General features: G+C 69.8%; 19 protein-coding genes. 3 read left to right on the top strand and 16 right to left on the bottom strand.

The window, feature by feature from the left end:
* Window position 1: 1 nt before the first annotated feature.
* The 3 genes from ACFYOV_RS29950 to ACFYOV_RS29940 form a co-directional block, all read right to left on the bottom strand.
* Window positions 2-1,933, bottom strand: coding sequence for a carbamoyltransferase C-terminal domain-containing protein (locus ACFYOV_RS29950; protein ID WP_389092961.1), 1,932 nt, complete (start codon window positions 1,931-1,933; stop codon window positions 2-4).
* A gap of 93 nt (window positions 1,934-2,026) precedes the next feature.
* Window positions 2,027-3,616: a radical SAM protein gene (locus tag ACFYOV_RS29945; RefSeq protein ID WP_389092959.1), complete on the bottom strand. Its 1,590-nt coding sequence runs from the start codon at window positions 3,614-3,616 to the stop codon at window positions 2,027-2,029.
* 297 nt (window positions 3,617-3,913) lie between these two features.
* Window positions 3,914-4,081 (bottom strand): hypothetical protein, encoded by a 168-nt coding sequence (locus ACFYOV_RS29940; RefSeq protein WP_389092956.1) that lies wholly within the window; start codon window positions 4,079-4,081, stop codon window positions 3,914-3,916.
* Window positions 4,082-4,195: 114 nt separating this feature from the next.
* On the opposite strand from ACFYOV_RS29940, the gene ACFYOV_RS29935 reads away from it, so the two are divergent.
* Both ACFYOV_RS29935 and ACFYOV_RS29930 read left to right on the top strand, forming a co-directional pair.
* Window positions 4,196-5,203, top strand: coding sequence for a Helicase associated domain protein (locus tag ACFYOV_RS29935; RefSeq protein ID WP_389092954.1), 1,008 nt, complete (start codon window positions 4,196-4,198; stop codon window positions 5,201-5,203).
* Window positions 5,204-5,732: 529 nt separating this feature from the next.
* On the top strand, window positions 5,733-6,386 hold the full coding sequence (locus ACFYOV_RS29930; RefSeq protein WP_389092951.1) for a DUF4142 domain-containing protein: 654 nt from the start codon (window positions 5,733-5,735) through the stop codon (window positions 6,384-6,386).
* 798 nt (window positions 6,387-7,184) lie between these two features.
* Here ACFYOV_RS29930 and ACFYOV_RS29925 read toward each other — a convergent pair.
* Window positions 7,185-8,297 (bottom strand): catalase family protein, encoded by a 1,113-nt coding sequence (locus ACFYOV_RS29925; RefSeq protein ID WP_389092948.1) that lies wholly within the window; start codon window positions 8,295-8,297, stop codon window positions 7,185-7,187.
* A gap of 519 nt (window positions 8,298-8,816) precedes the next feature.
* Here ACFYOV_RS29925 and ACFYOV_RS29920 point away from each other — a divergent pair.
* A complete protein-coding gene (locus ACFYOV_RS29920) occupies window positions 8,817-9,086 on the top strand; it encodes a hypothetical protein (protein ID WP_389092946.1) in 270 nt (89 codons plus the stop codon).
* A gap of 295 nt (window positions 9,087-9,381) precedes the next feature.
* On the opposite strand, the gene ACFYOV_RS29915 is transcribed toward ACFYOV_RS29920, so the two are convergent.
* The 12 genes from ACFYOV_RS29915 to ACFYOV_RS29860 all read right to left on the bottom strand — a co-directional run bounded on the left by ACFYOV_RS29915 (window position 9,382) and on the right by ACFYOV_RS29860 (window position 24,910).
* Window positions 9,382-13,494, bottom strand: a complete 4,113-nt coding sequence (locus ACFYOV_RS29915) for a trypsin-like peptidase domain-containing protein (protein ID WP_389092944.1) — start codon at window positions 13,492-13,494, stop codon at window positions 9,382-9,384.
* A 38-nt stretch (window positions 13,495-13,532) separates the two neighbouring features.
* Window positions 13,533-13,877, bottom strand: coding sequence for a CU044_2847 family protein (locus ACFYOV_RS29910; RefSeq protein WP_389092941.1), 345 nt, complete (start codon window positions 13,875-13,877; stop codon window positions 13,533-13,535).
* Window positions 13,878-14,471: 594 nt separating this feature from the next.
* Complete coding sequence (locus ACFYOV_RS29905) at window positions 14,472-14,738, bottom strand: 2OG-Fe dioxygenase family protein (protein WP_389092940.1); 267 nt, start codon at window positions 14,736-14,738, stop codon at window positions 14,472-14,474.
* A gap of 94 nt (window positions 14,739-14,832) precedes the next feature.
* Window positions 14,833-16,368 (bottom strand): cation:proton antiporter, encoded by a 1,536-nt coding sequence (locus ACFYOV_RS29900; RefSeq protein WP_389092938.1) that lies wholly within the window; start codon window positions 16,366-16,368, stop codon window positions 14,833-14,835.
* A 19-nt stretch (window positions 16,369-16,387) separates the two neighbouring features.
* Entirely contained in the window at window positions 16,388-17,566 is a 1,179-nt protein-coding gene (locus ACFYOV_RS29895) for an acyl-CoA dehydrogenase family protein (protein WP_389092937.1), read from the bottom strand.
* Entirely contained in the window at window positions 17,563-19,164 is a 1,602-nt protein-coding gene (locus tag ACFYOV_RS29890) for an amino acid adenylation domain-containing protein (protein ID WP_389092935.1), read from the bottom strand. The genes ACFYOV_RS29895 and ACFYOV_RS29890 overlap by 4 nt, the downstream gene beginning before the upstream one ends.
* Window positions 19,161-19,925, bottom strand: a complete 765-nt coding sequence (locus ACFYOV_RS29885; RefSeq protein WP_389092932.1) for a thioesterase II family protein — start codon at window positions 19,923-19,925, stop codon at window positions 19,161-19,163. Before ACFYOV_RS29885 ends, ACFYOV_RS29890 begins: the two co-directional genes overlap by 4 nt.
* A gap of 11 nt (window positions 19,926-19,936) precedes the next feature.
* Window positions 19,937-20,203 (bottom strand): phosphopantetheine-binding protein, encoded by a 267-nt coding sequence (locus tag ACFYOV_RS29880; RefSeq protein ID WP_389092930.1) that lies wholly within the window; start codon window positions 20,201-20,203, stop codon window positions 19,937-19,939.
* A gap of 20 nt (window positions 20,204-20,223) precedes the next feature.
* Window positions 20,224-21,177: a chlorinating enzyme gene (locus tag ACFYOV_RS29875; RefSeq protein ID WP_389092928.1), complete on the bottom strand. Its 954-nt coding sequence runs from the start codon at window positions 21,175-21,177 to the stop codon at window positions 20,224-20,226.
* Window positions 21,178-21,366: 189 nt separating this feature from the next.
* On the bottom strand, window positions 21,367-22,908 hold the full coding sequence (locus ACFYOV_RS29870; RefSeq protein ID WP_389092925.1) for an MFS transporter: 1,542 nt from the start codon (window positions 22,906-22,908) through the stop codon (window positions 21,367-21,369).
* A 50-nt stretch (window positions 22,909-22,958) separates the two neighbouring features.
* Complete coding sequence (locus ACFYOV_RS29865) at window positions 22,959-24,347, bottom strand: UDP-glucose dehydrogenase family protein (RefSeq protein WP_389092923.1); 1,389 nt, start codon at window positions 24,345-24,347, stop codon at window positions 22,959-22,961.
* A 2-nt stretch (window positions 24,348-24,349) separates the two neighbouring features.
* The gene (locus tag ACFYOV_RS29860; RefSeq protein WP_389092920.1) at window positions 24,350-24,910 is read right to left on the bottom strand and encodes a thioredoxin family protein; all 561 of its coding nucleotides are present in this window, start codon (window positions 24,908-24,910) and stop codon (window positions 24,350-24,352) included.
* Between the last annotated feature and the right edge of the window lie 4 nt (window positions 24,911-24,914).

The raw sequence follows: 24,914 nt of genomic DNA, 5'->3' as shown, positions 1-24,914 counted from the left end.
ATCACTCCACGATCAGGCGGCGGCCGGGCAGCACCACGGCGTCCAGCTCGGTCTCCGCCAGCAGTTCCAGGGCCTGGTCGAGGTGGTTCAGGATGGGCATGCCGCCTCCGTTCGCGCTGGTGTTGATGAGGACGGGCAGCCCGGTCCGTTCGCCCACCGCGTGGCACAACCGGTGCAGCAGCGGGTGAGTGTCCGGCCGTACGGTCTGCAGCCGGGCCGTGCCGTCGATGTGCCGCACCTCAGTCAGCCGGTGCGCCTCCTCGGGCCGCACCCGCACCGCGAACAGCATGCTCTCGGTGTGGTCCAGCGGGCCGCTGAACCAGCGGTCGGCGACCTCCTCGGGGCAGACCGGCGCGACCGGCCGGAACCATTCGCGCCCCTTGATCGTCTGCGACACGTGCCGCCGGGCACCGTCCCAGTGCGCCGACACCAGCAGCGAGCGGTGGCCGAGCGCCCTGGGCCCCGTCTCCATGCCGCCGTCCAGCCAGGCCACGCAGCGCCGGTCGGCCAGCAGGTCCGCGACCGCCCGGACCAGCGCGTCGTCGTCGGCCAGGTCGCGCCCCGACAGCCCGAGGGCGGCCAGTCGCGCGGCGAGCCCGCCCGACTCCGCCCGTACCCCGGCCCCGGACCCCGAGCCCCGCGCCGGTGCGTCCGGCAGCGGGTCGTCGCAGCCCTGGTCGTCGCAACCCTCCAGCGGCGGCCCGGCGTACGCCAGCCGTGCCCACGCCGAGCGGTCCGTCAGGTCCGGGCGTTCGGACGGCTCCGCCACGGCCAGGGCCGCGCCCAGGGCCACGCCGGAGTCGTCGCAGCACGTCGGGATGGACACCCTGGTGAACTGCCCGGACTCCACCAGGCCGCTGTTCGCGGTGATGTTGAGCGCGCAGCCGCCCGCATAGCAGAGCGTGGAGTAGCTCGGGAAGCGCCCGCTGATGCCGGTCGCCAGCCGGACGAGGTCCAGCTCCACGGCGTTCTGCAGGGTGGCGGCGAGGTCCCGGCAGACCCGCTCGTCGGGTGAGGTCCCCACCACGGTCGTACGGCCGTCCGGGGTGCGGATCTCGTCCGGGAACACCGACCCGAAGGAGTGCACGACGTCGTCGTCGGAGGAATCGGCCAGCCCCGCGTCCAGATAGCCGCCGCTGACCGGGTCGTACTCCCACCAGGTGTCGGCGTAGCGCAGCGCCGACCCGGTCAGCCGGTCCTCGTCCAGCGGCTCGAACAGGTCGGGCGAGGAACACCGGTTGGACTGCGGGATCAGCATGGCGCGCAGCACCGGCAGCAGGGCCGGGTCGCTCGCGCCGGTCGCCGCCAGGCCGAGCAGCTTGCCGGTGTCGAACTGGCTGCCGTGCACCCGCCGCGCCAGCGCCTCGTACACCAGGCCGAAGCGGGGGCCGCCCCGGTTGGTGAACGACATCACCGGGGTCAGCCGGTCGCCGTCGCCCAGGCAGACCATTCCGCACTCCGCGTAGTTGCCGGTCCCGTCCAGGGCCAGCACCAGGGCCTTGCGGGCACCGGAGGTGTAGTAGGCGAGCGCGGCGTGCGCGTAGTGGTGGCGTACGGCGACGAGCGTGACGTCCCCGAAGCCCTCGGCGAGCGGCCAGTCCACCGGCTTGATCACCCGGGTCACCGCGTCGGCGAGCCCGACCCCGCCGGTGGCCGTCCAGCGCGCGTCCTCGTTGACCAGCTCGACCAGCGCCGGCGGCAGGACCCGGCACACCGGGGTGTACCAGTCCGCCACGGCGACCCGCGTCACCGGGCCGGCCGCCCGCTCCCTCAGCTCCGCCAGCCAGCCGGCGGCTGCCCGCGGGAAGTCGCCGTTGCCCCCGCACACATGGCGCAGACGCAGCCGCCGCTCGGCCTCGACGACCCGGTAGCCGTCCGCGTCGGTCAGGGCGGCGCCCGCGTCGTGCCCGAAGTGCAGACCTATCGTCGCCATCAGCCGGTCACCCTTCCTCGGTCGGCCGGGGGCGGCGCCGTGCAGCGGGACCGGCCATGTCCGGCCCGCCGGCGGCGCCGTTCGCGGGCAGGCTCATGACAGTGCGGCGAGGCCGGCCGCGTGGTGCCGCTCCAGAAGCCCCTGGACCACCTCGCGCATATAGGCGCAGTAGCCGGGCGACATCACCTGGATCGACCCGTTCTCCTCCTCCAGCGCGCCCGCGGACCCACCCGAGCAGGTGCCCTGCAGCTCGCAGCCCTGGCAGCCCGGCCCGTTGGTGTAGGCGCGCATGCCGTAGTCCTGGTAGGCGGGGGAGGCGAAGATGCCCCGCCAGTCGTCGATGGTGCCCAGCACCCGCGCGGTGGCCTTGCAGGCGAAGACACTGCCGTTGGGCTCGATGGAGAGCTGCCGGCCGACGGCCGGACACGTCTTGTAGTCGGCCTGCTCGGCCCACTTGGCCTCATCGATGATCATCTGGAAGGTCTGGTACCAGTAGCCGCTGAGCTGCACCCCCCGCTCCCGCCCGTAGTCGACCGCGGCCAGCAGCCGCTGCGCCACGTCGTGCGGGCTGTGCTTCTGGAAGAACTCGTTGGCCTGGAAGGAGACGATGACGTCCAGGGTGTCCAGACCGGTCTCGGCGACGAAGTCGATCAGCGGGGTGCCCCACTTGTCCCAGGTGTACTGCGAGAGGACCGTGGTGATGCTGACCGGGACACCGGCGGCCTTCATGTCGAGGATGGCCTTGCGGACCACCGGCCAGGGGGTGCGCTGCTGCTGTCCGCCGCGGAACTCACCTGTCTCCGGCACCAGGTAGTCGATGGATACCGTGGTGTCGACCCGGTGCTCGGCGAGCGCCGCCAGCAGCTCGGCGTCGATGCGGGAGCCGTTGCTCGTCATGTCGTACGAGAGGCTGACGCCGTCGTGGCGGTCGCCGAAGGTGCGCAGCACGTGCAGGATCGTCCCCCGGGCCAAAGTGGGTTCGCCGCCGAAGAAGGACACGCTCAGGTGGCCGCCGCCGTTGGCCTTCCGCAGCGCGATGGCCTCCTTGATCGTCTTCTCGGCCACCTCGCGCGACATGTGCATCGACGGGTTGCGGCCCGAGTCCGAGCCGTGGTTCCAGTCACCGTGGGCCAGCGTCGGCCCCGAGTCCTGGCGCGCCGTCACCGGGCCGGTGTCCTCGCGGGACCGGCGCAGCTCCACGAGCACCGGACCGGGCTTCACCGACTCGCCGGACGTGTTGCGCTCCTCGACGCCCCCGTCGAAGTTGTACGCGAAGCAGCCCTGGCAGGAGAAGTTGCAGGCGTTGGTCAGCACGAGCTGGATGGAGGAGTGGAACACTCCGCTCCCCAGCGCCTCCTGGCGGGTCTTCAGCAGCCCGTCGATCTCCCGGGCCTCGTCGTGCCCCGCCTCGACCAGGAACCGCGCCTCCACGAGATCCCGCAGCGCGTCGTCGTCGATGCGCTCCCGCAGCCGGTCCACGCTGAGCCCCTGGGAGGCGTCCCGCAGGAGTTCGACCACGTCCTTGTCGATGATCCGCGCGTTCCCATAAAGCGAGTGAAAGGCCATGGTCCGCTCGTCGCCCTCGTACGAGCCGAGACGCCCCCCGAAGGACGTGAAATCCCGGTCGCCCGCGCTGCGCAGGGTGCGGACATAACGCGACGACTGATACATCGAATTCTGCATGCTGAATACTTCTCCCTGCGTCTCACGGCTTTCGGCTCGGTGCGTGGCGCGGCCGTGATCGACGGCCCGGCCGGGAAGCGCGGCACGGGTGCGGCACGGCGTCGGTGGAGAGCGGCCCGGGTGGCCGACCCCCGGGACGCGGACCGATCCCGGCGGGTTCGGCCCCGCCTCCCGGGGGCGGTTCGCCGTACGGGCCCCGATCAGCCCCGGAGCCCGGGTCGTGTCGCCGAAGTCCCGTCCGCCTGTGGACGTGTCGACCGTCCAGGGAGGGCGAGGGCGTTACCCCGGCGACGTTCTTCAGGTGGACGCGGACTCTTTCCGCTGCTCGGCGGGGGCGGTGCCGGCCTCGGCCTGCTTGCGCACGGGCGTGATGGTCGGCGCGTTGCCCTTGTCGGGCGAGACGAACGCGCAGGGCCGCGTCGACGCGGTGACCGCGGGTCGGGCGACCTTTCTGACTTCGGCCATGTGGCCTCCTCGTGAGGTGCGGGACACAACGCGGTCTACTGAAGCAGAGGAAAAGGGAGGCTATAAGTCGGCATCAGGACACGCTGATGATGAAGCGGCGCCGAACGGTCGTGCATGATCGGAGAAAGGGAATTCGATCTTTTCGCGCCGCGAATGGCGAGGTCGGCCGGGTGCCGTACCGAAAGGAATTCCTTGATCGGAATTCCGGCGGACCGCAAAGCCCGCGTCCCGTGCCGTCCCGGCCCGTTGCGTGGCGGGAGGAGATCCGGCCGGAACGGGAGGCCGTCCGGCCGCGCCGCGTCCGTCTCCCGCCCCCTCGCGCCGGGCCCGGCCGCGGCCGCTGGAGCGGTGCTGACGCAGCACGAAGCCGCCTGGCGCTCCCGCCTCGCCGCGGCCGCCGACTACCTGTGCACCCACGGCCACCTCGTCGCCCCCGCCACCACCCCCGTCGGCGCCTGGCTCGCCGAACAACGCCACCTCGCCACCAAGAACACCCTCGACCCGCCCGCGCGGACGCCCTCACCGCCCTTGACCCCGACTGGCGCCTGCCCCACGGGGCGGACTGGCACCGCAAATACCACCTGCTGCGCGCTCCGCCTCGCCTCCGGTGCCGACCCGGCCGCCCTCACCCCGGGCACCCTCCTCGCCGGAGTGAAGATCGGCTCCTGGCTGCACCGCCGGCTCACCACCTGGCCACGCCTCCATCCCGGCCAGCAGCCTGCTGACCGCCCTGAGCCTCCCGCCCCAGAACAGTCCCCTCGCCCCGGCCCGCCGCACACGCCGCACCTTCGAACTGACCGTGCAGCTCCTGGAACTCTTCCTCCACCGCGAAGGCCGCACCCCCGCTGCCCGCGAGACCATCCCCGTCGACGCGACACCGTCAAGATCGACGCCTGGCTCGCCAAGCCCGTACCAAGCACCGCACCGGCCAACTCCCCGCCGAACACGCCCGCCTGGTCGCGACGCTCTTCGACGGAGACTGGACCACCGAGGACGCCGTTCCAGCCGCCCTGCTGTAACCGTGGAAGCCGTCCCCGCACCACCCGCCGCGGCGCCGAGTCACACGGCGATGACACGTCCGGCCGATCACCCCCGCCGCCCCCACTCATTGAGGGCGTGTGACGGGGCGCCGCTGTCCACCAGAGGGACGCGACATCGCTTGCGGATCCCCGCCGGACGGGATCGGCCGTGAAGTTCCGATGAACTCTCCCGTCTCCTGGGATCGTGCTTCTGCGCACGTCAGAGGCGGGTGCCCTAGGTGGGGATGCGCAGTGTCGCGAAGGTTCACAGGCGTGTGCGGCGGGACGACGGTCGCCGAGTCGCCCCAGGGGGCGGCCGCCGTCCGGTCGGTCAGTCGGTGAAGGACGCCCAGGAGACGGCCGGACTCCCGCCCGGGAGACGGTGGCGCGGGCGTTCCCGAGAGGCCGTCCGAAAGTGCCCACCATGTGCACGAGGCGCTATGTCACCAACGGCGGCCTCTTGACCGTTCCTTGAACGTCCCCGCGTGCTCATCCGTATCTCTCGCTGCGTGCCGTCCATCCGTAAAAGGCGTCCGCTTCACATGCCCTGGAGAATCCCTCTCTACCGACCGGGAGAACACATGCATTCGAACCGACATGCCGTACCCACGCGGGCATCGAGGCGGACGATCATGATTATCGCCGCGGTTTTCGCCGTGATAGCCGCGGCCGTCATCGCGATCAGGGCGGGCACCGACGAAGCCTCAGCCAGCCCGACGGTCGCGGGACAGGCCCAGAGCGCTGGGGGACATGTCGCCACAGGTGGTGCCGGACAGTCGGCGACGGACCAGAAGGGCGCGGCCAACCTGACCGTCACGGACGTGGACCGCGAGTTCCTCGTGAAGGTACGCCAAGCCGGACTGTGGGAGATCCCCGCCGGCCGCCTCGCCCAGACCCACGCCTCCAGCGAAGCCGTCAAACGTGCCGGGCTCCACCTGCTCGACGGGCACAGCAAGCTCGACCAGCTCGTGCGCGAGGACGCCAAGATCCTCGGCGTGGAAATTCCCAACGAGGCCACCGAGGAACAGCAACAGTGGGTCCGGAATCTGGAGAACGCCCAGGGCGAGGAGTTCGACAAGCTCTTCGCCAACGTTCTTCGCGCCTCGCACGGCAAGATCTTCGCCACGATCGGTGAGGTTCGGGCCGCCACCCAGAACGACCTCATCCGCCGCCACGCCCGCCAGGCCAACCAGACAGTCCTGGACCACATGGAGGTCTTGGAGGACACCGGACTCGTCGACGCCTCCACCCTCCAGGAGGTCGAGGAAGACGTCGCTCCCAAGTAAGGGCGTGGCGACCGGCTGTGCCGATGTCCAGGGAATCAATTGTCTCCGAAGATGCGCCGGGGCGGCGTCCTCACAGCCGCCTCCCCAATGGAGCATCAACGACGGCGGTCCGGCGGCTGAACAACTGGCGATCACATCTGCACTGTGCACCGGGGGTGGAGATGTCGAGCCGTCGGTCAGCCGTTACCTTGCGCGGGCAAGGGCAGCACGTCGGCCGTCGCTGGTCTCCCCCGCCACCTCGCCCCGTACAAGGGCCGGATGCTCGGCATGCCGGGCGCGCGCCTCGTCGACCGCGTGCGCAGAAACCCACGTGAGGGTCGCTGAGGCGCGCGGTGATCGGTGGTAGCTGATGATGCCGAGGTTGCCGGCGTTGAGGCCGACCGTCAGGAGCTGCTCTGCCGCGATGCCGGAGGACTATGCCGAACCCTGTCCAGAACGGCAGCGACGATCGCGATCTCGCCGATTCTGCTCACTGCGTCGGCGTTCTCCTGAGTGCGGAGTTCCTGAGAGGGGAGCCGTCAGACGGAGCACTGCTGCGATCCAGGCATGACCTACGGCTGCCCGACGGGCGGTAGCCGCGAGCATCGGCTACAACTGCGCCCCCGTGACTCCCGGAGACGCCAACACGCAGACAGGCCGGCGTTTTTGGAAACATTGCCAGGTGATGTTCCACGACGGCTTCCCGACGTAGGCCTCTGCCCTGGCGGCGGCCACGACGCCTGTGGTATGCGCCGTGTGCCCCCGCACGACGTCGGAACCCCGACCGCGCAGACCGGGGCGGGATGCGGTTGAGGCGGCTCAGCCGAGCAGTTCCGTACTGGAGCCCGGTTCGTGCCGCTCTTGCCCGTTGATGCGGTGCCGCTCGATGGAGGAGCGCCGGTACACCTCCTGCCGCACCTGCTGGATCTCGCCGATGGGCCGGTGCTCCTCGCGGGATCGCCACGGTGTGATCGATGTGGCGTCGGCGGCCGCCAGGTTGTCCTCGCCGCCGATGTCCTGGCGCGGGAGGTCCACACGGGCGACCGTCACCCAGGGCGACAGCTCTTCGGGCCACTTCACGGAGGTGTTGTCCACCGGCATGCGGACCGGATCGGTGTTGAGCTGCACCTGAAGCTCGAAGGAGTGGTCCCGCTCCGCGGCCTCGGCCACCAGAGTGCGGCGGAACGCCTCGTTGTCCGCGCGCACGTCCACGATCTGATGCGTGAGGGAGGACAGCGACTCGGCCGTCGGCACGGTACGGATCTTGGCGATGTGGTCGCCGTACCGGAAGGCTCCCATGCTGTTGTAGGTGTACAACAGCAGGTTCCTGCGTGGGACGGTAGTGAACGACAGCATGGCGAACAGTTCGTCCCACAGCCAGCCGCCGGGATCGGTGAGGGTGCCCCTTCGGGTCAGGAACTCCGCCATCCAGGTTTTGCGGCGGGCTGGATTGACCAGGGCCTCGGGCAGCTCGGCGAACAGCTCCTCGATGACCATGTAGTCGTAGGCGGTGTTCGCGAAGAAGACCTCATTGTTGATCAGGTTGAGGTCGAAGGTACCGCTGTCCGGCTCGTCGTCCAGCAGTGAGCGGCCGGGGACCCCGAACAGCTTGATACCCATCCCGCATGCCGCGCCCAGCTGGTGGTCGGGGCGCTGGTGACCGAGACCGTTGGAGTATCGGACGACGGCGTCGTACACGGTGGGCGTTGTGAAGATGCCCTGGCTGTAGAAGCCCAGGTTGTCACCGACCGTGACGGTGGCCTTGAGGAGGCCGTAGGTCTTTCCATGGGCGGTGCGGACGGCGTGGCCGACGGCCTCGCGCTCCACCGAGGCGCGCGTGCGCTGCGCCACCTGCGCGACCACCGCATCCAACTCCTGCTGGTACGTCGGACGTTCGGTGGGACGGTAATCCTCGTAGCGGACGGGATCCATGCTGCGACCTCCCTGGTGGGGTGTGTTCCCTCAAGACACTAGCCAGCAATTAAATTGTGCACAACATAACTGACTGTGATGCATGGCACTCAAGAGCTGGGGAATCAGGCCCGCAAGGTCGGCGCATGTGTGAGATCGAGGGCACCGCCGAGATCCCGGTGCAGGGCCACCGGGAGACCGACCTCGAGCACCTCGTGCACCTGCGGGGTCAAGCCGAGTGAGGTGTTCGTCCGCGTGCCCCCGGAGCCTCCTGCCCCGATACGCACCCACCTTCCCGTTCGAGGAGGACGACACCACCCTCGTGCCTCACCGAGAACTCCGAACCGTCAGGTTTGTCCAGGAGGTCCAGCCAGGAGCCTTTCGTCGGCGGGGCGGGGCCGCATCGGCTCGGCGAGGACAGTGCCGAAGGTGCCGCCACGGCCAGCAGGCAGGGCACGCCGGCTCAGGACGCTCCCCGGCGCTCGGAACACCGCCGCCGCAGGAAGCGGTGGCACCGTGGGCGGCGGCAAGGCGTCCCGGTTGAACATCGCCGAGCCGGAGTCGGAGCGCACCTGCGCCGTGGAGCGGGGCAACCCGCAGAAGCAGGGGTTCCAGCCGAAGCCGAGGCAGATCGAGTGGGCTGTCAACCGGGCGATTGAAGGCACCATGGACCAGAACGTGTCCCGGCTCGCCGCCGAGTCGCCGGTGCCAGCGGCTATGAGCAGCGTCTGGGCCCTCTGGAGGCGGTCTTTGGGGATGGCCGAGAGTTCGCGATCGATCATGGCGAGTGTTGCCGGCTCGCGAGGATGATGGCAGCGAGCAGGGAATGTCACTCTGGTGTAGCGATCTTGATGTGTCTGGCGGGCGACGGATCGTTCCGCGGGCTGCTGCTACAAGGGCCTTGACTTGGGAAAGCCATGTATCCCGTGATTGGCGCTCACTGAACTGATTGATGCTCAGCATCCACGAGCGGGCCAAGGGATGGCTCCGGCGTCGTGTCTTATGTGGTGAGGCAGCGAGTCGCTCGTCCCAGAGAGCACACGGATGGCACCCAAAGGACGGGCATTGACGGCGATTTTGGTGTGGCCGCTGTCAGTCCGAGTCCTCAGTCCGAGGGGCAGACAGGATCGTCCGATTTGTCGGGTAGGTAGGCGGTGCGTTCTCCCGGGGTGAGCTCGCGGTTGAAGGTGCGGCAGATGTGCTTGATTGCCTTGTCTGGTTTGAGAGAGGTATTGATGTCCCACAATTGAACTGTTCCGTCGGCCCTGGAGGTGGAGAGGGTGCGACCGTCGGGACTGAAGGCCAGCGAGTACGTATCCCGCGTGGGGTCGGTAAAGCTGGTGCGTTCCTTGCCGGTTGCCGTGTCCCAGAGGCGGATGGTTCCGTCTTCCCCAGTGGTGGCGAGGGTGCGGCCGTCAGGACTGAATGCCACCGAGTACACCGCTCCTGTGTGCGCGGTTAGAGTGTGGAGTTCTTTCCCGGTGGTCGCGTTCCACAGGCGGACGGTTTTGTCGGCGCTGGCGGTGGCGAGGGTGCGGCCGTCGGGGCTGAAGGCCACCGCGTTCACTGCGGTGTCGTCTCCTTTGAACGTGTTGAGTTCCTTGCCAGTGGCTGGGTTCCACAGGTAGATGGTTCCGTCGTCTCCGGCGGTGGCGAGGGTGTGGCCGTCGGGGCTGAACGCCACCGCGTTCACTGCGGTGTCGTCTCCTTCAAAGATGGTGTGTTCCTTGCCCGTGGATGCATCCCACAGGTGTGCGGTGCTGTCAACCCCGATGGTGGCGAGGGTGTGGCCGTCGGGACTGAAGACCACCCGCCATACCGCGTTGTCGTGTTCTAGGAGCGTGGTTCGTCCCTTGCCTGTGGCCGTGTCCCATAAGCGGACGGTCCTGTCGTCGCTGCCGGTGGCGAGCATGCGGCCGTCGGGGGTAAAGGCCACCGTATTGACCTCGCCATCATGCCCGGTGAGTGTGTTGCGGGTCCTGCCGGTGGCTGTGTTCCACAGGCGGACGGTTTTGTCGGCGCTGGCGGTGGCGAGGGTGCGGCCGTCGGGGCTGAACGCCACCTCGTACACCTCTCCGTTGTGTCCGGTGAGTGTGGTGCGTGTCTTACCGGTGGTCGCGTCCCATAGGCGCACTGTCTTGTCGCGCCCTGCGGTGGCGAGGGCACGGCTGTCCTGGCTGAAGGCCAGTGAGAGAACCACGCCTGAGTGTCCGGAGAGGGTGGCTCGGGGCGTTCCAGCGGCTGCGTCCCACAGTTGTACGCCTAGGTAACTTGACGTGGCAAAGGTCTTGCCGTCTCGGCTGAAACCCACCAAGGGCCCTGAGCCTTCGAGCGGGGTGCGTTTCTTGCCGGTGACTGCATCTCTCAGAAAAGCGTCGTAATCGTCGGCGGTGGCGAGGGTGCGGCCGTCGGGGCTGAACGCTACCGACGTCACTGCCTCCGTGTGCTCTTTGAGTGTGGTGCGGGTTTTGCCGGTGGTCGTGTCCCACAAACGCACGGTTGCATCAAGACCGCCGGTGGCGAGGATGCGGCCGTCAAGGCTGAACGCCACCGCGTTCACCCCTTTATCATGTCCGGTGAGCCGGGTACGTTCCTTTCCAGTGGCTGTGTCCCACAAACGCACGGTTGCATCAAGACCGCCGGTGGCGAGGGTGCGGCCGTCGGGGCTGAACGCTACCGACGTCACTGCCTCCGTGTGCTCTTTGAGTGTGGTGCGGGTTTCGCCGGTGGTCGTGTCCCGCAGTCGGACGGTTTTGTCGGCGCTTCCTGTGGCGAGGGTGCGGCCGTCGGGGCTGAACGCCACCGACGTCACCGGCTTGTCGTAGTCGGTAAGCCTGGTGTGGGTTTTCCCAGTGGCCACGTCCCACAGGCGGACGGTCTTGTCGCTGCTGGCGGTCGCGAGGGTACGGTCATCGGGGCTGAACGCGACTTCCTGCACTTCACCGGTATGCCCGGAGAGACGACGATGTGCCGGCAAAGCCGCAGCCCTGTTCAAACTGGCAAGTGCTTGGGGCGTGTGGCTGGTGCGGTACGCCTTGACGGCCAGCAGTGCGGCGAGTTCCGGGTTCGTTCCGAGGAGTTCGCTGGACTGGGCGGCAAGCTGCCGGGACAGGTCCGCCTGTCGTGCGGCGATAACTGTCCGCCATTGCCAGAGCGCTCCTCCCGCGGCCACGAGGGCGAGGGCCAGCAGGCTGCCGAGGATCACATTCAGTCGTCTGCTGCGGCGGATGGCAGCCCGTTGGCGCTGTTTGCTGGCGGTGAGAAAGGCCGTGATCTCGGCCGGCAGACGACGTCGCCCGGACCATTCGAGTCCCTCGGCGAGTGCTGTCCCGGCCAGCAGGTCTTCCGGATTCTTTGCGGTGGCCCAGTGGGCTTGCCGTTCGCGGGCGTGGTCGAGCCATTCCTGGAAGCGGTGGTCCTGGTCGACCCACTGACGCAGTGCGTCCCAGTCACGGATGAGCGCTTCGTGGATCAGTTCGGCCACCGGCTCCCCGGGGCGGGTGCTGGGGTGGTACGGGGACTGGAGGATTTGGGTGGTGATGATGCGATGGTGGGTGAGGGCGGCGATGACGTCGTCGACCACCGTCCTCTCGCCGTTGGGGGTCTCGCCCGGGTCGGCCGCCAGCTCGCGCAGCTCGTCCAGGGGGACCTGGGTGCGCACGGCTGTGATGTTGTGGCTGGGGTCGGCGGGGTGCACCAGGGACGTCAGGGCCCGCTGCGCGATGATCCGCTCCTCGGGGCCCAGTGCGCTCAGTGCGCTGTCACACCAGGTGGTGACGCTTCCGCTGACTCCTCCGATGCGGCGGTACGCCTCGTGGGTAAGGTAGCCGTCCTGCCGCCTCAGCCACAGCTGGCTGAGTGTCATCTCCAGCAGGGGCAGCACGGTCACGGGCGCCTGGCGGGTGGTCGTCGCCTCGGGCGTGGTCGCCAGGACGTCGGTGATGATCTGCTCGGGCAACCCCGGCTGGAAGCGCAGCCCCACATCCGAAGCGGGCAGGGTGATGATGTCGTGCAGGTCCTGCTGGCTCAACGCGCCCGGCACATTGAGCAGTTCGGGCATCGCGGCCTCCAGCAGCCCGGGTCCTTTCGCGGCGAGTTGGGGGTAGAAGTCGTCGCGCATCACCAGGATCACACTGAGCGGGGTGGGGGAGCCGACCGTTGCGACGAGCTGGTCGGCGACGGCCGACTGCAGGCGCTGTTGGCCGTTGCCCGGCTGGGTGAAGAACTCCTCGAACTGGTCAATGACCAGCAGGACGCGCTCACAGCCGGGCTCGGCTGCAAGCCGACGGCGCACCGCCGCCTCGATCCCCTCCTCGCACGCCCCGGACAGTCCGGCACGCTCGAGCTCGCCGAGCATGTCCTGCCCGGGCCGGGCGAGCACGGGCAGCCACCGGTCGCTGCCCGGCACTTCCCCCGCCGCCAGAGCGCGCAGCACCCCCGCCTGGATCAACGACGACTTGCCCGACCCTGATGGCCCGAGCAGCAGCGTCAGCCGCCGCTGCCGGGTGAGGTTCGCCACAACCTGCCGCACCGCCTCCGTGCGTCCCTGGAACCAGCGGGCGTGTTCGGCGGTGAACGGCTCCAGTCCCCGGTAGGGACATACCTCCCGCTCGGCCAGCTGCGGGCAGATTTCTCGCAGCACCTGCGTGGGCGTGACATAGGCGATGCCCTGCCCCCGCGCGTACGCGTCCGGAGCGGTGATCTCGGTGAGCATTCCGATGACCAGACCGGTCACCTCGTCCAGAACAGGGCCACCACTGAAACCCGTGGTCAGATCGTTGGCGGCGGTCAGCTGCAGATGCCCGCCCCCGCCGTCCGGCCGCGGCAGCAGCTCACCGGCCACCCCGAACCCGAAATGTCCCTGCGGCGGTGCCTGGGCGGGAAAACCGAACGAGCGCAGCTGATGGCCCCGGCACCCCTCCGCAGACCCCAGCGGTACCATCCGCATCCCCGCCGACCTACTACTCAGCCGGATGAAGGCCACATCTTCGTCCTCGGCACCGCGCCACAGATCATCCAACACGTGCCCCTCCACCTGGCCCGCACCCTTCACGTGAGGGAAGACCAGCATGATCTTCTGCCCGGGCCCGGCTCCGGCCGCCGTGACGACGTGCGCGCAGGTGACCACGACCGCATCGGCCACCAGGAACCCCGCCCCCGCCACCACACCGTCCGGCCTGAGCACCTGCGCCACCGCAGCTGGCAGATCTGCTGCCATGTCGCCGCCGGGCTTGCTCTCCCCGCCGACCACCGGAATCAGCCCGTGCTCCCGCCCGCAGGCGGGTCAGCAATGTCGTGCTGCCATGACATGGTCACCTTCAGATGGCAGCTAGCCTGGCTCTTGGTGATCACGGCCCCGGCCTCCAACGCGAGATCGACACCGAACTCGACGGTGACCGCATCCGGCCGGGCCTTGCGCAACTGGTCGAGAGTGGCACGCGCGGCCTCGGTGACCGGCTCCAGCGCCGCCTGCAGGGTCACCGGCAACTCCTGCACGGCATCGCCGACGCGGCCGGCCTTCACCGGACCGTCCCCTACCGCCGGCTGCTCGACCAGAAGGAAACCCCCGCCGTCCAGCGGGATCCGGGCCAGGGGTGCCATGACGCCTCCTCCGCCTCGCGCGCTCGTCTTCCGGACGCCACCAGCATCTGCAAGACCTGTCATATGCCGCACCCCGAGGCGATCCGTACGGGGGAGACCACACGGGACAGGGCCAGGTCCTCGGCTATTGGAGCATTCACAACGCCGCCCGGATGGCCAGTCGACAACACCTCAAGGCTCAAACGGGTGCAACCACGGACCGTAGCCCGCGTGTATCAGCGTGGCGCGTAGGTCGGCTTTGCCGTCGAAGAGCTCCTTGCTTCTTCGAGCACGACGCAGGGTTCGAAGGCGGTTCTCGAACGGGCGGGCGGGGCGGCCTTACGAGTTGGTGCGTGATAGTGGGTGGGTCGTGTTTGGCCTGGTCGTGGCCCGTCTTCAGACGTCGATGGTGCAGTCGAATACGACACCGGCGATGGCGCGGTAGGTGTCAGGCAGGCGGACGCGGCGGTGGGTCCATCGTGTCAGATGCTTCCAGCGTTTGTGATCAGCGAGGGCGTGTTCGACGGTGATGCGGTCGGCCGAGTGCCGGTGGCGGTCACGTTGCGCCTGTTCAACTCTGCCGGGCAGAGCTCCGGGCGGGGGCCGCCGGGGAGTTCACCAGAGCCTCGGCGAAGGCACGGCCGACCTCGGGCAGGGGGCGTACCTGCGTTCCACACCTCCCGCGTAACCGTTGACGGCCTCGCTCCGGAAGAACGACGCGGACCCGTCGTCCCACCGGTAGGCCTCGCCCTTGACGCGGGCCTCGCCGAAGGCGCGGAACCGGAAGCAGTGGTCGTGGCGGAGGTAGGTGTCGCGGGGAGTGTCGTGTAGCTGGCCACCAGATCGTCCGACATCTGGCCGAGGGCGGACGCGAAGGTGCATCTCACGACTTCTCCTGGAACGGTCTCTTCGATTTGCGGTGCCGGGTGGCCGGCACCTCGGTGAGGGTGCGGGTACGGACGACCGCCGGCCCCGCTCAACTCCGGTACGCGAACCCCTCGGGCGGCGGTCCGGCCTCCGCGGCCTGCGAAGAGGTGGTCCGGCCGGCGAGTCCGTCCGCCTTGAGCAGGCGCAGAAGGGGGCTGGTCATCACGGTGGTGCCGAGGGCGACGAGGGTGAGGACGGCGAGCATCCGGCCGTCGATGATCCCGGCGTCGTAGCCGATCTGGATGACGATAAGCTCGGTCAGGCCACGGGAGTTGAGCAGGACGCCGAGGACCAGCGCGGGGCGCCGCCGCATGCCGGTGAGCCAGGCGCACAGGCCGGGTCCGGCGACCTTGCCGAGGGTGGCCAGGGCGAGCAGCCCTAGGAGGACGAGGACGGTTCCGCCGTCCCACGTCAGGGCGCTCAGGTCCGCGGTCAGGCCGAAGCCGAAGAAGAAAAACGGCAGCAGGACGGTCTTGGCCGTGCCCGTCAGGCGGTCCGCAGCGGTCTCGGTCCGGGCCACCGGCCAGGCGAGTCCGACCAGTAGGGCGCCGATCAGCTGGTGCACCCCGAGGGCTGCCGTGAGCGTCGCGGCGCCGGCGACCCCGACGACGAGGCCGATGCCGGTGCCGGCCCCGCCCCCGTCACGCGCGGCCCGGCGGGCCAGCAGTCTCTTGACGGGCCCGAGGAACACGGCCACCAGCGCTATCGCGGCCACACCGTTGACCAGCAGCAGCGTGGCGTCGGAGCCGTGCGCCGCGGCCAGGATCGCCGCGAGGACCAGCCAGCCGGCCCCGTCACCGACCGCCGCCGCGAACAGGCTCAGGCGTCCCGGCTCGGTACGGGAGATCCCGAGGTCGGAGAGGATCCGGGCGAGCACCGGGAAGGCGGTGATGCTGAGGGCGCAGCCGATGAAGAGGACGAAGACGATGCCGCCGCCGTTCGGCCCCGCGTAACGCTCCGCCAAGGGCACGGCGATGACCGTGCCGAGGGCGAACGGGACCAGCACAGAGGACTGGCTGACCAGGAGGGCCCGGGTGGCCGCACCGCGCAGCCGCATGCCGGACAGCTCCTGGCCCACCCCGAACATGAAGAGAACCAGGCCGAGTTGGGCCAGCCCGTCGATGGGGCCGAGCGTGCTCTGCGGAAAGATCCAGGCCATGGCTCCGGGTGCCAGGTTGCCCAGGAGCGAGGGTCCCAGGGCGAGGCCCGCGCAGATCTCCCCGACCACCGCAGGCTGACCGAGGCGGCGGGCGAGCGCGCCGCCGAGATGGGCGGCGGTCAGCACGACGGCGACGGCGAGGAAGAAGTGGCCGGTGGCGCCGAGCGCCGGCCCCGAGGCGGCAGCGGAGGCCGCCCCGGCGCCGGGCAGGTTCAGGACGGTGCCGGCGATGACAAGGAGCGGGACGACGGCAGTCACCGCGACCGGTACCGCCCGGCGGGCATTCAGCAGCGGCGCGCTCGCGGAGCGGGCCTCGCCGGCTCCGGCCTCGGGCGAGACGGTGGCCGTGTCGGCCGCGGCCGTGCCGGTGGCGGACTCGGCGAAGGTGACCGTAGCCGTGGAGGAGGGTGTGCCGGTCGCGGACACAGGGGGGTCCCCGGCCATCTCAGTACGCCTCGAAGATCATGTCGCGCATCAGCTCGCTGGCTCCGGCCGCGATCGTGCCGGCTGTCGCGTCGCGATGCACACGGGCCGTCTCTGCTCCCTCCAGGTAGCCCTGGGCCCCGTGGTATTGGGCGCAGGCCTGGGCCGCGGACAGGGCCAGTTCGGTGGAGCGCAGCTTCAGCACCGACGCGGTGCGCGTGTCGAGCCGTCCCCGCGTGTGCAGCCATGCCGCGTGGTAGGCGTACCGGCGCACCATGTCGAACTCCCCGTACAACTCGCCCAGCCTGTGGCGCACGGACTGGTGCTGCCCCAGCGGCACGCCCTTGACCCGGCGGGTCCGGACATGGGCGTCGACCAGGCGCAGGGTGTGGCGCGCGCCGCCGACCGCCAGCAGGCCCGCGACCAGGCGCTCGAAGTCGAGGGCACGCATCAGCTGTCCGAGGGCCCGGTCGCGGCGGCCGAGCAGGGCGTCCGCTGGCAGTTCGACGCCGTCGAAGGTGATCGTCGCCATGTCGGCGGAGCGCCAGCCCGCCATCGGCTGAGGACGCCGCGTGATGCCTGGACTCCCGGCGTCGACGAGCAGGATGCTCGCTCCCGTCAGCCCCCGCCCGCCGGCGGGGCCGGAGGCCGGCGGGCGTGTCCGAGCCAGGACGACGAGCAGGTCGGCGCCGGTGCCGTTGGCGACGTAGCTCTTGTGGCCGTCGAGGACGAAACCGGCGTCGTCGCCCCGCGGGGCGGCGTATGTCTTGAGGTCACGTAGGTCCGAGCCGGCGCCCGGCTCGGTGATGGCCAGGGCGGTGACGCGTTCGCCGCGGTGGGCGGGCGGCAGGTGGGCGGCCTGTTGCTCGGCGGAGCCGAACAGCAGGATGTAGGAGAGCGCCATGTACGCGTGGACTCCGACGGCGGCTCGGATGCCCGCGTAGCCGGTTGCCCCCAGTTCTTCAAGGAGGATGGCGCTGCGGAGGAAGTCCTCGCCCGTATGGCCGGCCTCCAACAGCCCTGCCGCGCCGAGCGCCTTCCAGCCGTCGGCTCCGATGCGGCCCTGTTCCTCCCAGGCGTCGGCCCACGGCAGGACGTTCTCGGCGAGCCGCTCCCGGACCGCGCTGCGGAACGCGTCGTGGGCGGAGCTGAGGAAGGGGAATTCGAGTGCCAGTTCCCGGTCGGGGAGGGATGTGCTCATGACGCCACTCCAGCAGGGGTGGGAAGGGGGTCCAGGGTGGCGAGCAGCGCGCGGCGGTCGACCTTGCCCGTCGAGGTCAGGGGCAGTTCCGCACACAGCCGCAGAACGGAGGGGATCATGTAGGCGGGCAGCGCGTCGCGCAGGTGGGCGCGGAACTCGGCGGGTTCGCGATCGGCCGTGTCCGGGACGACGAAGGCGACGACCTCCTGTCCGCCGTGCCCGTTCGGCCGGGTGGTCACGAAGCTCTGGCGCACGGCGGCGTGCGCGTCGAGGTGGTAGGAGATCTCGCCGAGCTCGATACGGAAGCCGTTGACCTTGACCTGGTCGTCGAGGCGGCCCTGGAACACCAGGTGGCCCCGTTCGGACAGGTAGGCCCGGTCGCCGGTGCGGTAGACCCGCTCGGTTACGCCGTCGACGGCGAGCTCGGTGAACTGGTGCGCGCTCGTCCCCGCCGGCCCGAGGTAGCCCGGAGACAGGCCGGGGCCGGCGAGGAGGATCTCACCGGTCTCACCGGGCTCGCAGAGCCGCCCGTTGCGCACCACATAGGCGCGGGTGTTCTGGATGGGCCGGCCGATGGGGAGGCTGGTCTCGTCCGGGTGGAGCGTGCGGATCGGGTGGTACGTGGCGAAGGTGGTGCACTCGGTGGGTCCGTAGACGCTGACGATCCGGTCGGGGCCGTACGCGCGCAGGGCTGCGGCCATATGTGTGAGGGAATGCGCCTCGCCGCCGGTCAGGATGGTGGTGACGCTCTCCAGGATGTCCGGGGCTTCGTCAACAACAGTGTTGAACAGAGCGGTGGTGAGGAAGAGCACGCTCACCCGGTGCTCGATCAGGACCTTGCGCAGGCGGCTGAGCCGGATGAATGCCTCCGGATAGAGCACGCAGGTCCCGCCGTTCAGCAGGGCGCCCCATATCTCGAAGGTCGCCGCGTCGAAGGAGGCCGGCGCCAGCTGGAGCAGGACGGTGTTCTCGTCCAGGTGGGCGTAGCGGGCCCCGTGGACGAGCCGGACGATGCTCCGGTGCCTGATGGGGACGCCCTTGGGGGCGCCCGTGGAGCCGGAGGTGAAGTTGATGTAGGCGATGTCGTCGGGCGATCCCCGGTGGGACGAGGGTTCCTGCCGCTCCGTCAGCCGGTCCATGCCCACGGGGACGACGTGCCGGCCCGGCAGCCGGGCGGTGACCGCGTCGGCCTCGGAGGCCCGGACCAGGACGTGCCGGCCTCCGGTCTGCTCCAGCAGGGTGTGCAGGCGTCCGTCGGGCCAGGAGGGGTCGGCCGGGAGATAGGCCGCCCCGCACTTGACCGTGGCCAGCAGAGCGATGATCAGTTCGGCGGAACGGGCGATGAGCACGGTAACGGTGTCGCCGGGGCGGACGCCGGCCGCTCGCATCCGGGCGGCGAGTCCGTCGGCGAGTCCGTCCAGCCCGCGGTAGTCGAGGCGGCCGCCGGGGTGGACGAGTGCGGTGGCGGTGGGCCGACGGATCGCCTGGGCCTCGAAGAGCTCCTTGACCCCGGCTTCGGGGTACGAGCTGGTGGTGTCGTGGTTGAGTGTCCGGTGGGCTGCCAGTGCCGTGGGCGTCGGGCGGTGCGCTGCGGTCATCGGGATCCCTTCAGCCTCGTGTTGATCGTTTCCAGCAGTCGGTCGCGGTGTGTGTCCAAGAAGAAGTGACCGCCGGGCAGCTCCACAAGTTCGCAGTCGCGGCTGCTGTAGAGCGCCCAGTCGCGCATGCCGCCGTACCCGTCGACCGGGTCGTCGCGGCCGTACAGCGCGGTGATGGGCACGCCCACCCCCGGTGCGCCGTGGCGGTCGTCCCACAGCTCCGCGAGCCGCATGTCGGCACGCATCGTCGGCAGGAACAGCCGCATCATCGCCTTGTCGTCCAGGATCTCGGCCGGTGTACCGCCCATGGCGCGCACCGCGTCGAGGTAGCGGTCGGGTGGCAGCTCGTGGAGATAGGGGCGGGCCTGCGGGGAATTGGGGCTGCGGCTGCCGGACACGAACAGCCGCCGGGTGGCGCCGGGGCGGACGCCGGCCGCCAGATGAGCCATCTCGTAGGCCAGCCGGCCTCCGAAGCTGTGCCCGTAGAAGGCGTGGGGTGCGTCGAGCAGTCCGGCCGCGGAGAGCGCGGCGAAGGTGTCCGAGATCAGGGAGTCCCAGTCTTCGTACATCGCCTCGCGCAGCCGGGGACCACGGCCGGGCAGCCTGACAGCGAGCAGTTCGACCCCGTGGTCCAGGCCGTCGGCCCAACTTCTGAAGAGATCGGGGCCGCCTCCCGCGTACGGGAAGCAGATCAGCCGAATACGGCGGGTCCCCACCGCGCGCCGCAGGACCGGCGCCCATATGTCGCTGTCGGGCCGCACGGCCGTCTCCCTCAGTGCCGGGTGTTCTGGAGGATCGACGCGGCGATGTCCTGGACGCCGCTTCGGGCGAAGAGGTCGTCCGGAGTCAGGGCGTCCTCGCCGAAGGTCTCTTCTGCCTGGTCGATCAGCCGGATCGCGGTCAATGAGTTGCCGCCGGCCTCGAAGAAGTCGTCGGCAGCGGTCTCCACCGCGAGACCGAGGTCCCGGCAGGCAGTGACGACCCACTGCTCCAGATCCGCACGGGTGGGTGTCCGGGTGTTCTGCGTGGTGTTCGACACGGTGGTGGTCCTTTCGGTTGCTAGTTGGTCCGGAACGGGTGGCCGTTGACCGTGCGGTCGACGAAGCGGTTGTGCCCGTAGGTGTCACGACCGGAGGTGAGGACGTTGCCGAACCGGTCGAGGCTGGCCTGCCCGCCGAACTCCTCCAGCTCGGTGGAGTAGGGGTAGACCTTCACCGACGTCGGCAGGTAGCGGCCGGCGAAACCCAGGCGCATCTGGTCCGTGAGCCCGCTGTGCGGGTGGGAGGCGTGCATCAGGGTCGACCAGAAGACGATGAACTGGCCCTGGCGCATGACCTGGGAGACGGCCTTGGACTCGTCCGGGCTCCAGTCGGGGTCCTTCTGGAGCTGGCGGTAGTCGTGGCCGAAGAAGCCGCGGCGGATGCCGTTCTTCTCCGTGTTGTTGATGGCCTCGGGGTTGTAGTCCATCGTCTTGGACTCGTCGTAGTTCATCGTCCGGTGGGAGCCGGGGATGAACTGGAGGCAGCCGTTCTCGACGCTGGCTTCGGTGAAGGCGGTCCAGACGGTGATCGTGCCGCCGAAGTCGGCGTCCTCGGGCCAGACGATCTGGGGGTGCTTGGAGCCGGCGACGTTGGAGAAGTTGTCGGCCTGGTGCCAGTCGGTGCCCTCGTCGCCCGGGTACTTGGGGAAGAACTCGGAGCGCCAGCACAGGGTGTCGGGGCCCAGGATGCTGGAGACCCGGTCGACGATCTCGGGACGCGTGATGTGGTCCGCGAGGAAGTCGATGTCCAGGTGGCGGTCGTAATTCGCCAGATTTGTGTTGCCGGACACCGCCCGACCGCCGCCGTAGATGGCCCGCTTGGTGTTCAGCAGCTTCGGGCGGAGGGCTTGGAGATTGGCCTCCATCTCCTCCTTCTCGTAGAGGTCGAAGGGGCCGATGTATCCGTCCCGGTGGAACTTCTCGAGCTCCTCGGCATTGAGGGAGAACTTCTTGGTATCGGTGCTCTGGTTCATTTCTCCTCTTTCTTGGCGGCAGACGTGGGGAACACGTGGGGAATCACCCGTGCAATATCGGGTGATGCTGTTTCAGGAGGGTGTTTCCCACACGGGGAAGGCTCGGAGGGTGCGCGCGAAGCGCTCAATGAAGAAGGGAGCCTGAAGAGAATCCTCGGGGGGCGGAGCCCGCCCGGTGGAACGAGTTCATCATGGTGATTTCATCGCGTCAACACCATTCTCGGAGGAATGACGGCCTTCTTCATCTCCTGGGGATCGGCCGGTCGTCGATTTCGCTCTCCGTCGCCCGCCGGGCGCGCCGGCGGCCGGATGGAAGGCAGCGAGGGACTCGTTCACCGCCTCCAGCGCACGCCCGGTAGTTGCGGGGCCCAGCAGCCCGATGTCGAGCGCGATGATGCCGAGGGTCACGGCGACCAGGGTGAAGAGCACGCCGGACCCGAAGTCGTCCAGCACCGGCACGAGAAGGAACGGCATCGCGGCGGTGGTGATCCGCGAGAGCGAGTACGTCCAGCTCACCGCGGTGACGCGGAGCGCGGTCGGGAAGATCTCGGCCTGGTAGACGTGGTACGAGTTGGAGAACACGTTGCTGACGGCGGTGTAGCAAAGGCCGGCCAGCACGACGGTGAGCTCACTGTCCGCGCTGCCGAACAGCACTCCGGAGGCCGCCATCGCCAGCGCCGCGCCGACGATGAGGTACTTGCGCTCCACCCGCTCGATCAGCGGCAGGGAGAGCAGCGATCCCAGCGGGTAGCCGAGGAAGGTCACCGCGCTGAACAGCAGCGAGTGGACGATGGAGTACCCCTTGGCGGCGAGCACCAGGGGGGCCATCGTGCCGAATCCGTAGCCGCCGAAGGCCTGCAGGAGATGGAAGACGGTCATCATGCCGACGCGGCGCCTGTAGACGGGGCTGCGCAGCAGGGCCCTAACCGCCTCGCCCGTGGCCAACGCCCGCCCGGCGCCCGGCTCGGCGTGCTGCGAGGCGCCCGCCGCGCTCTCCTCTGTCGGGGGGCTCGCCGCGGACTTCGGAGCCCCGCCCAACTCCCGCAGGGCGGCCTCGGCTTCGGCGGTGCGGCCCAACGAGGCGAGCCAGCGCGGCGACTCCAGGAGGGTGCGCCGTAAGGACAGGACCAGGAGTCCGCCGACCGAGCCGATGAGGAAGAGCCAGCGCCAGCCGTCGAGTCCCAGCGGGCTGAGGGGCACGACCCAGCGCGCCATCAAGCCCACCGTCGGCACGCCCACGAAGCCTACAGTGTAGGCCCAGGCAGTATATCTGCCCCGGTACCGGGCCGGGAGCATGTCGCTGAGGTAGGAATCGGCGAGCGGCAGCACCGGGCCGATGCCGAGCCCGGCCAGGAACCGGGCGCCGATCACCATGGAGGCGTCCGGGCTCATCGCGCCCACCGCCGAGAAGACGGTGTAGACGGCCACGGCGCCCAGCATGACGCGACGCCGTCCGAACCGGTCGGCGAGCCGGCCTGTGACCAGCACGCCGATGAACATGCCGACGAAGACGGATGCCAGGACGGCCGAGGTCTGCGTCCGGGTGAGGTCGAACTGCTGAGTGAGCACGGCGCCCAGCACACCCGACATGAAGATTTCGAACATGTCGAAGAACAGCGCGAGCCCGACCGTGCCGACGATCAGCCGGTGACGGCGCGTGGGCGTAAGCCCGTTCATCCGTTCGGCGATCGAAGGCACCCGGTCACTGGGCGGTAAGCCTGCCTCGGCCATGGATCGTCGTTCTCCTTGGGTTCGGGAAGGGGATCGGAACGCTTCCGGAGTCAGGCGGCCCCGGGTTCGTACGGCCCGCGATCGCTCAGAGCGAGATCGTTCAGAGCGGGATCACCGGCCAGCGGCGCTCGACCTGGCGCCTGTACGCTCCATCCCGCCGCCGCCCAGGCCTTGTGGTCGAGTGCGTTGCGGCCGTCGACCAGCCGGCGTGCGCCGACCAGCGCGGCGAGCCGGCGTGGATCGGCCGCCCGGAACTCCTCCCACTCGGTCAGCAACATGACCAGGTCGGCGCCGGTGACGGCGGCCTCCAGCGAGGGGGCGAAGTCCAGCTCGGGCCGGGCGGCTGCGCCCGACTCGGCGGCCATCGGGTCGTAGACGCTCACCTCCGCCCCCGCGCGCGCCGCCTCCGTGGCGACGTCGAGGGCGGGCGAGTCGCGTACGTCGTCCGTGTCCGGTTTGAAGGCGGCGCCCAGGACGGCGATCCGCCGCGCGGCCAGGCCGCCGCCCAGGGCGGTGCGGGCCATGTCCAGCACCCTGCTCCGGGCCCGGAGGTTGATGGTATCCACCTGGGCCAGCAGGCCGGCGGCACCGTCTCCCCCGAGTTCACGTGCGCGGGCCTGGAAGGCCCTGACGTCCTTGGGGAGGCAGCCGCCGCCGAAGCCGACGCCCGCGTTCAGGAAGCGGGGACCGATGCGTGCGTCGTGGCCGATGGCCCGCGCCAGGGCCGTGACGTCGGCGCCGGTGGCCTCGCACAGTTCCGCCATGGCGTTGATGAAGGAGATCTTCGTGGCGAGGAAGGAGTTGGCGGCCACCTTCACCAGTTCCGCCGTGGCCAGGTCGGTGACGAGGAACGGGGTGCCCCGCTCCAGGATGCCCGCGTACACCTCCCGGAGCAGTTTCTCGGCGACGTCGGTCCGCACGCCGACGACGATCCGGTCGGGGGACAGTGTGTCGGCCACCGCGCGCCCCTCCTGCAGGAACTCTGGGTTCCAGGCCAGGTCGACGGTACCGCCGGCGGGTGCGAGCGAGACCAGCCGGTCCGCGAGCCGGGCGGCTGTGCCGACCGGGACCGTGGACTTGCCGACGACCAGACAGGGCCGGGTCAGGTGTGGGATCAGCGCGTCCACCGCCGCGTCCACGTACCGCAGGTCGGCGGCGCCGCCTGCGGACTGCGGGGTGCCGACGGTGAGGAAGTGGATGTCGGCGAAGGCCGCCGCCTCGGCGTAGGCGGTGGTGAAGCGCAGCCTGCCGGAGGCCGTGTGCTTCTGGATCAGGGTGTCGAGGCCGGGCTCGTGGAAGGGGACCTCGCCGCGGGCGAGTGAGTCGATCTTGGCCGCGTCCACGTCCAACCCGATGACCTCGAATCCCATCTCGGCGAGGCCCGCGGCGTGAGTGGCGCCCAGGTATCCCGTACCGAGCACGGAAATCTTCGGCTTCAAGGTCAGGCCGCCTCGTTGCCGGGCGTCCACTTGACGGAGCATCCCATGCTGGGGTGGTGCGGCTCGGGGACGGGCCGGCCCGCCAGGGTCTCGGTGACCGCGGCGCGCAGCCTCTCCCCCGTCACCGGCCGGCCGTTGCCGGGCGTCGAGTCGTCGAAGGACCCGCGGTAGGCGAGGGCGCCGTCGGCCCCGTAGAGGAAGAAGTCCGGGGTGCACGCGGCACGGTAGGCCCGTGCCGTCGACTGGTCGGTGTCGATCAGGTAGGGGAACGACCAGCCGGTCCGGGCCACCTGGTCGCGCAGCCCCTCCGGTCCGTCGTCGGGTGCGACGGAGGTGTCGTTGCTGCACACCGCGACGACGGCGAGCTCGGGGAACTCCTCCGCGAAGGCGCCGAGCGCCTTCTCCAGGTGCTTCACGAACGGGCAGTGGTTGGAGAGGAAGGCGACCAGCAGGGCGGGCGCGCCGGCGTAGTCGGCGAGCGAGACGGTCCGCCCGTCCAGGGCGGGCAGCGCGAAGTCGGGCGCGGGGGTGCCGAGCGGCACCATGAACGAGGAGACGGGCATGTCC

This window comes from Streptomyces sp. NPDC005931 (genome assembly GCF_042871235.1).
In the GTDB taxonomy this organism is placed as follows: Bacteria; Actinomycetota; Actinomycetes; order Streptomycetales; family Streptomycetaceae; genus Streptomyces.
Note: the sequence above shows the minus strand (reverse complement) of the source record. Positions and strands in the feature narration are given on the sequence as shown.

What these genes read in the sequence shown, in the direction of transcription:
- ACFYOV_RS29890 (WP_389092935.1), bottom strand. Translation starts at nt 19,164, where the DNA reads ATGACCGCAGCGCACCGCCCGACGCCCACGGCACTGGCAGCCCACCGG.
- ACFYOV_RS29870 (WP_389092925.1), bottom strand. Translation starts at nt 22,908, where the DNA reads ATGGCCGAGGCAGGCTTACCGCCCAGTGACCGGGTGCCTTCGATCGCC.
- ACFYOV_RS29950 (WP_389092961.1), bottom strand. Translation starts at nt 1,933, where the DNA reads ATGGCGACGATAGGTCTGCACTTCGGGCACGACGCGGGCGCCGCCCTG.
- ACFYOV_RS29875 (WP_389092928.1), bottom strand. Translation starts at nt 21,177, where the DNA reads ATGAACCAGAGCACCGATACCAAGAAGTTCTCCCTCAATGCCGAGGAG.
- ACFYOV_RS29895 (WP_389092937.1), bottom strand. Translation starts at nt 17,566, where the DNA reads ATGAGCACATCCCTCCCCGACCGGGAACTGGCACTCGAATTCCCCTTC.
- ACFYOV_RS29915 (WP_389092944.1), bottom strand. Translation starts at nt 13,494, where the DNA reads ATGGCAGCAGATCTGCCAGCTGCGGTGGCGCAGGTGCTCAGGCCGGAC.
- ACFYOV_RS29905 (WP_389092940.1), bottom strand. Translation starts at nt 14,738, where the DNA reads ATGCACCTTCGCGTCCGCCCTCGGCCAGATGTCGGACGATCTGGTGGC.
- ACFYOV_RS29925 (WP_389092948.1), bottom strand. Translation starts at nt 8,297, where the DNA reads ATGGATCCCGTCCGCTACGAGGATTACCGTCCCACCGAACGTCCGACG.
- ACFYOV_RS29935 (WP_389092954.1), top strand. Translation starts at nt 4,196, where the DNA reads ATGATCGGAGAAAGGGAATTCGATCTTTTCGCGCCGCGAATGGCGAGG.
- ACFYOV_RS29940 (WP_389092956.1), bottom strand. Translation starts at nt 4,081, where the DNA reads ATGGCCGAAGTCAGAAAGGTCGCCCGACCCGCGGTCACCGCGTCGACG.
- ACFYOV_RS29910 (WP_389092941.1), bottom strand. Translation starts at nt 13,877, where the DNA reads ATGGCACCCCTGGCCCGGATCCCGCTGGACGGCGGGGGTTTCCTTCTG.
- ACFYOV_RS29930 (WP_389092951.1), top strand. Translation starts at nt 5,733, where the DNA reads ATGATTATCGCCGCGGTTTTCGCCGTGATAGCCGCGGCCGTCATCGCG.
- ACFYOV_RS29860 (WP_389092920.1), bottom strand. Translation starts at nt 24,910, where the DNA reads ATGCCCGTCTCCTCGTTCATGGTGCCGCTCGGCACCCCCGCGCCCGAC.
- ACFYOV_RS29945 (WP_389092959.1), bottom strand. Translation starts at nt 3,616, where the DNA reads ATGCAGAATTCGATGTATCAGTCGTCGCGTTATGTCCGCACCCTGCGC.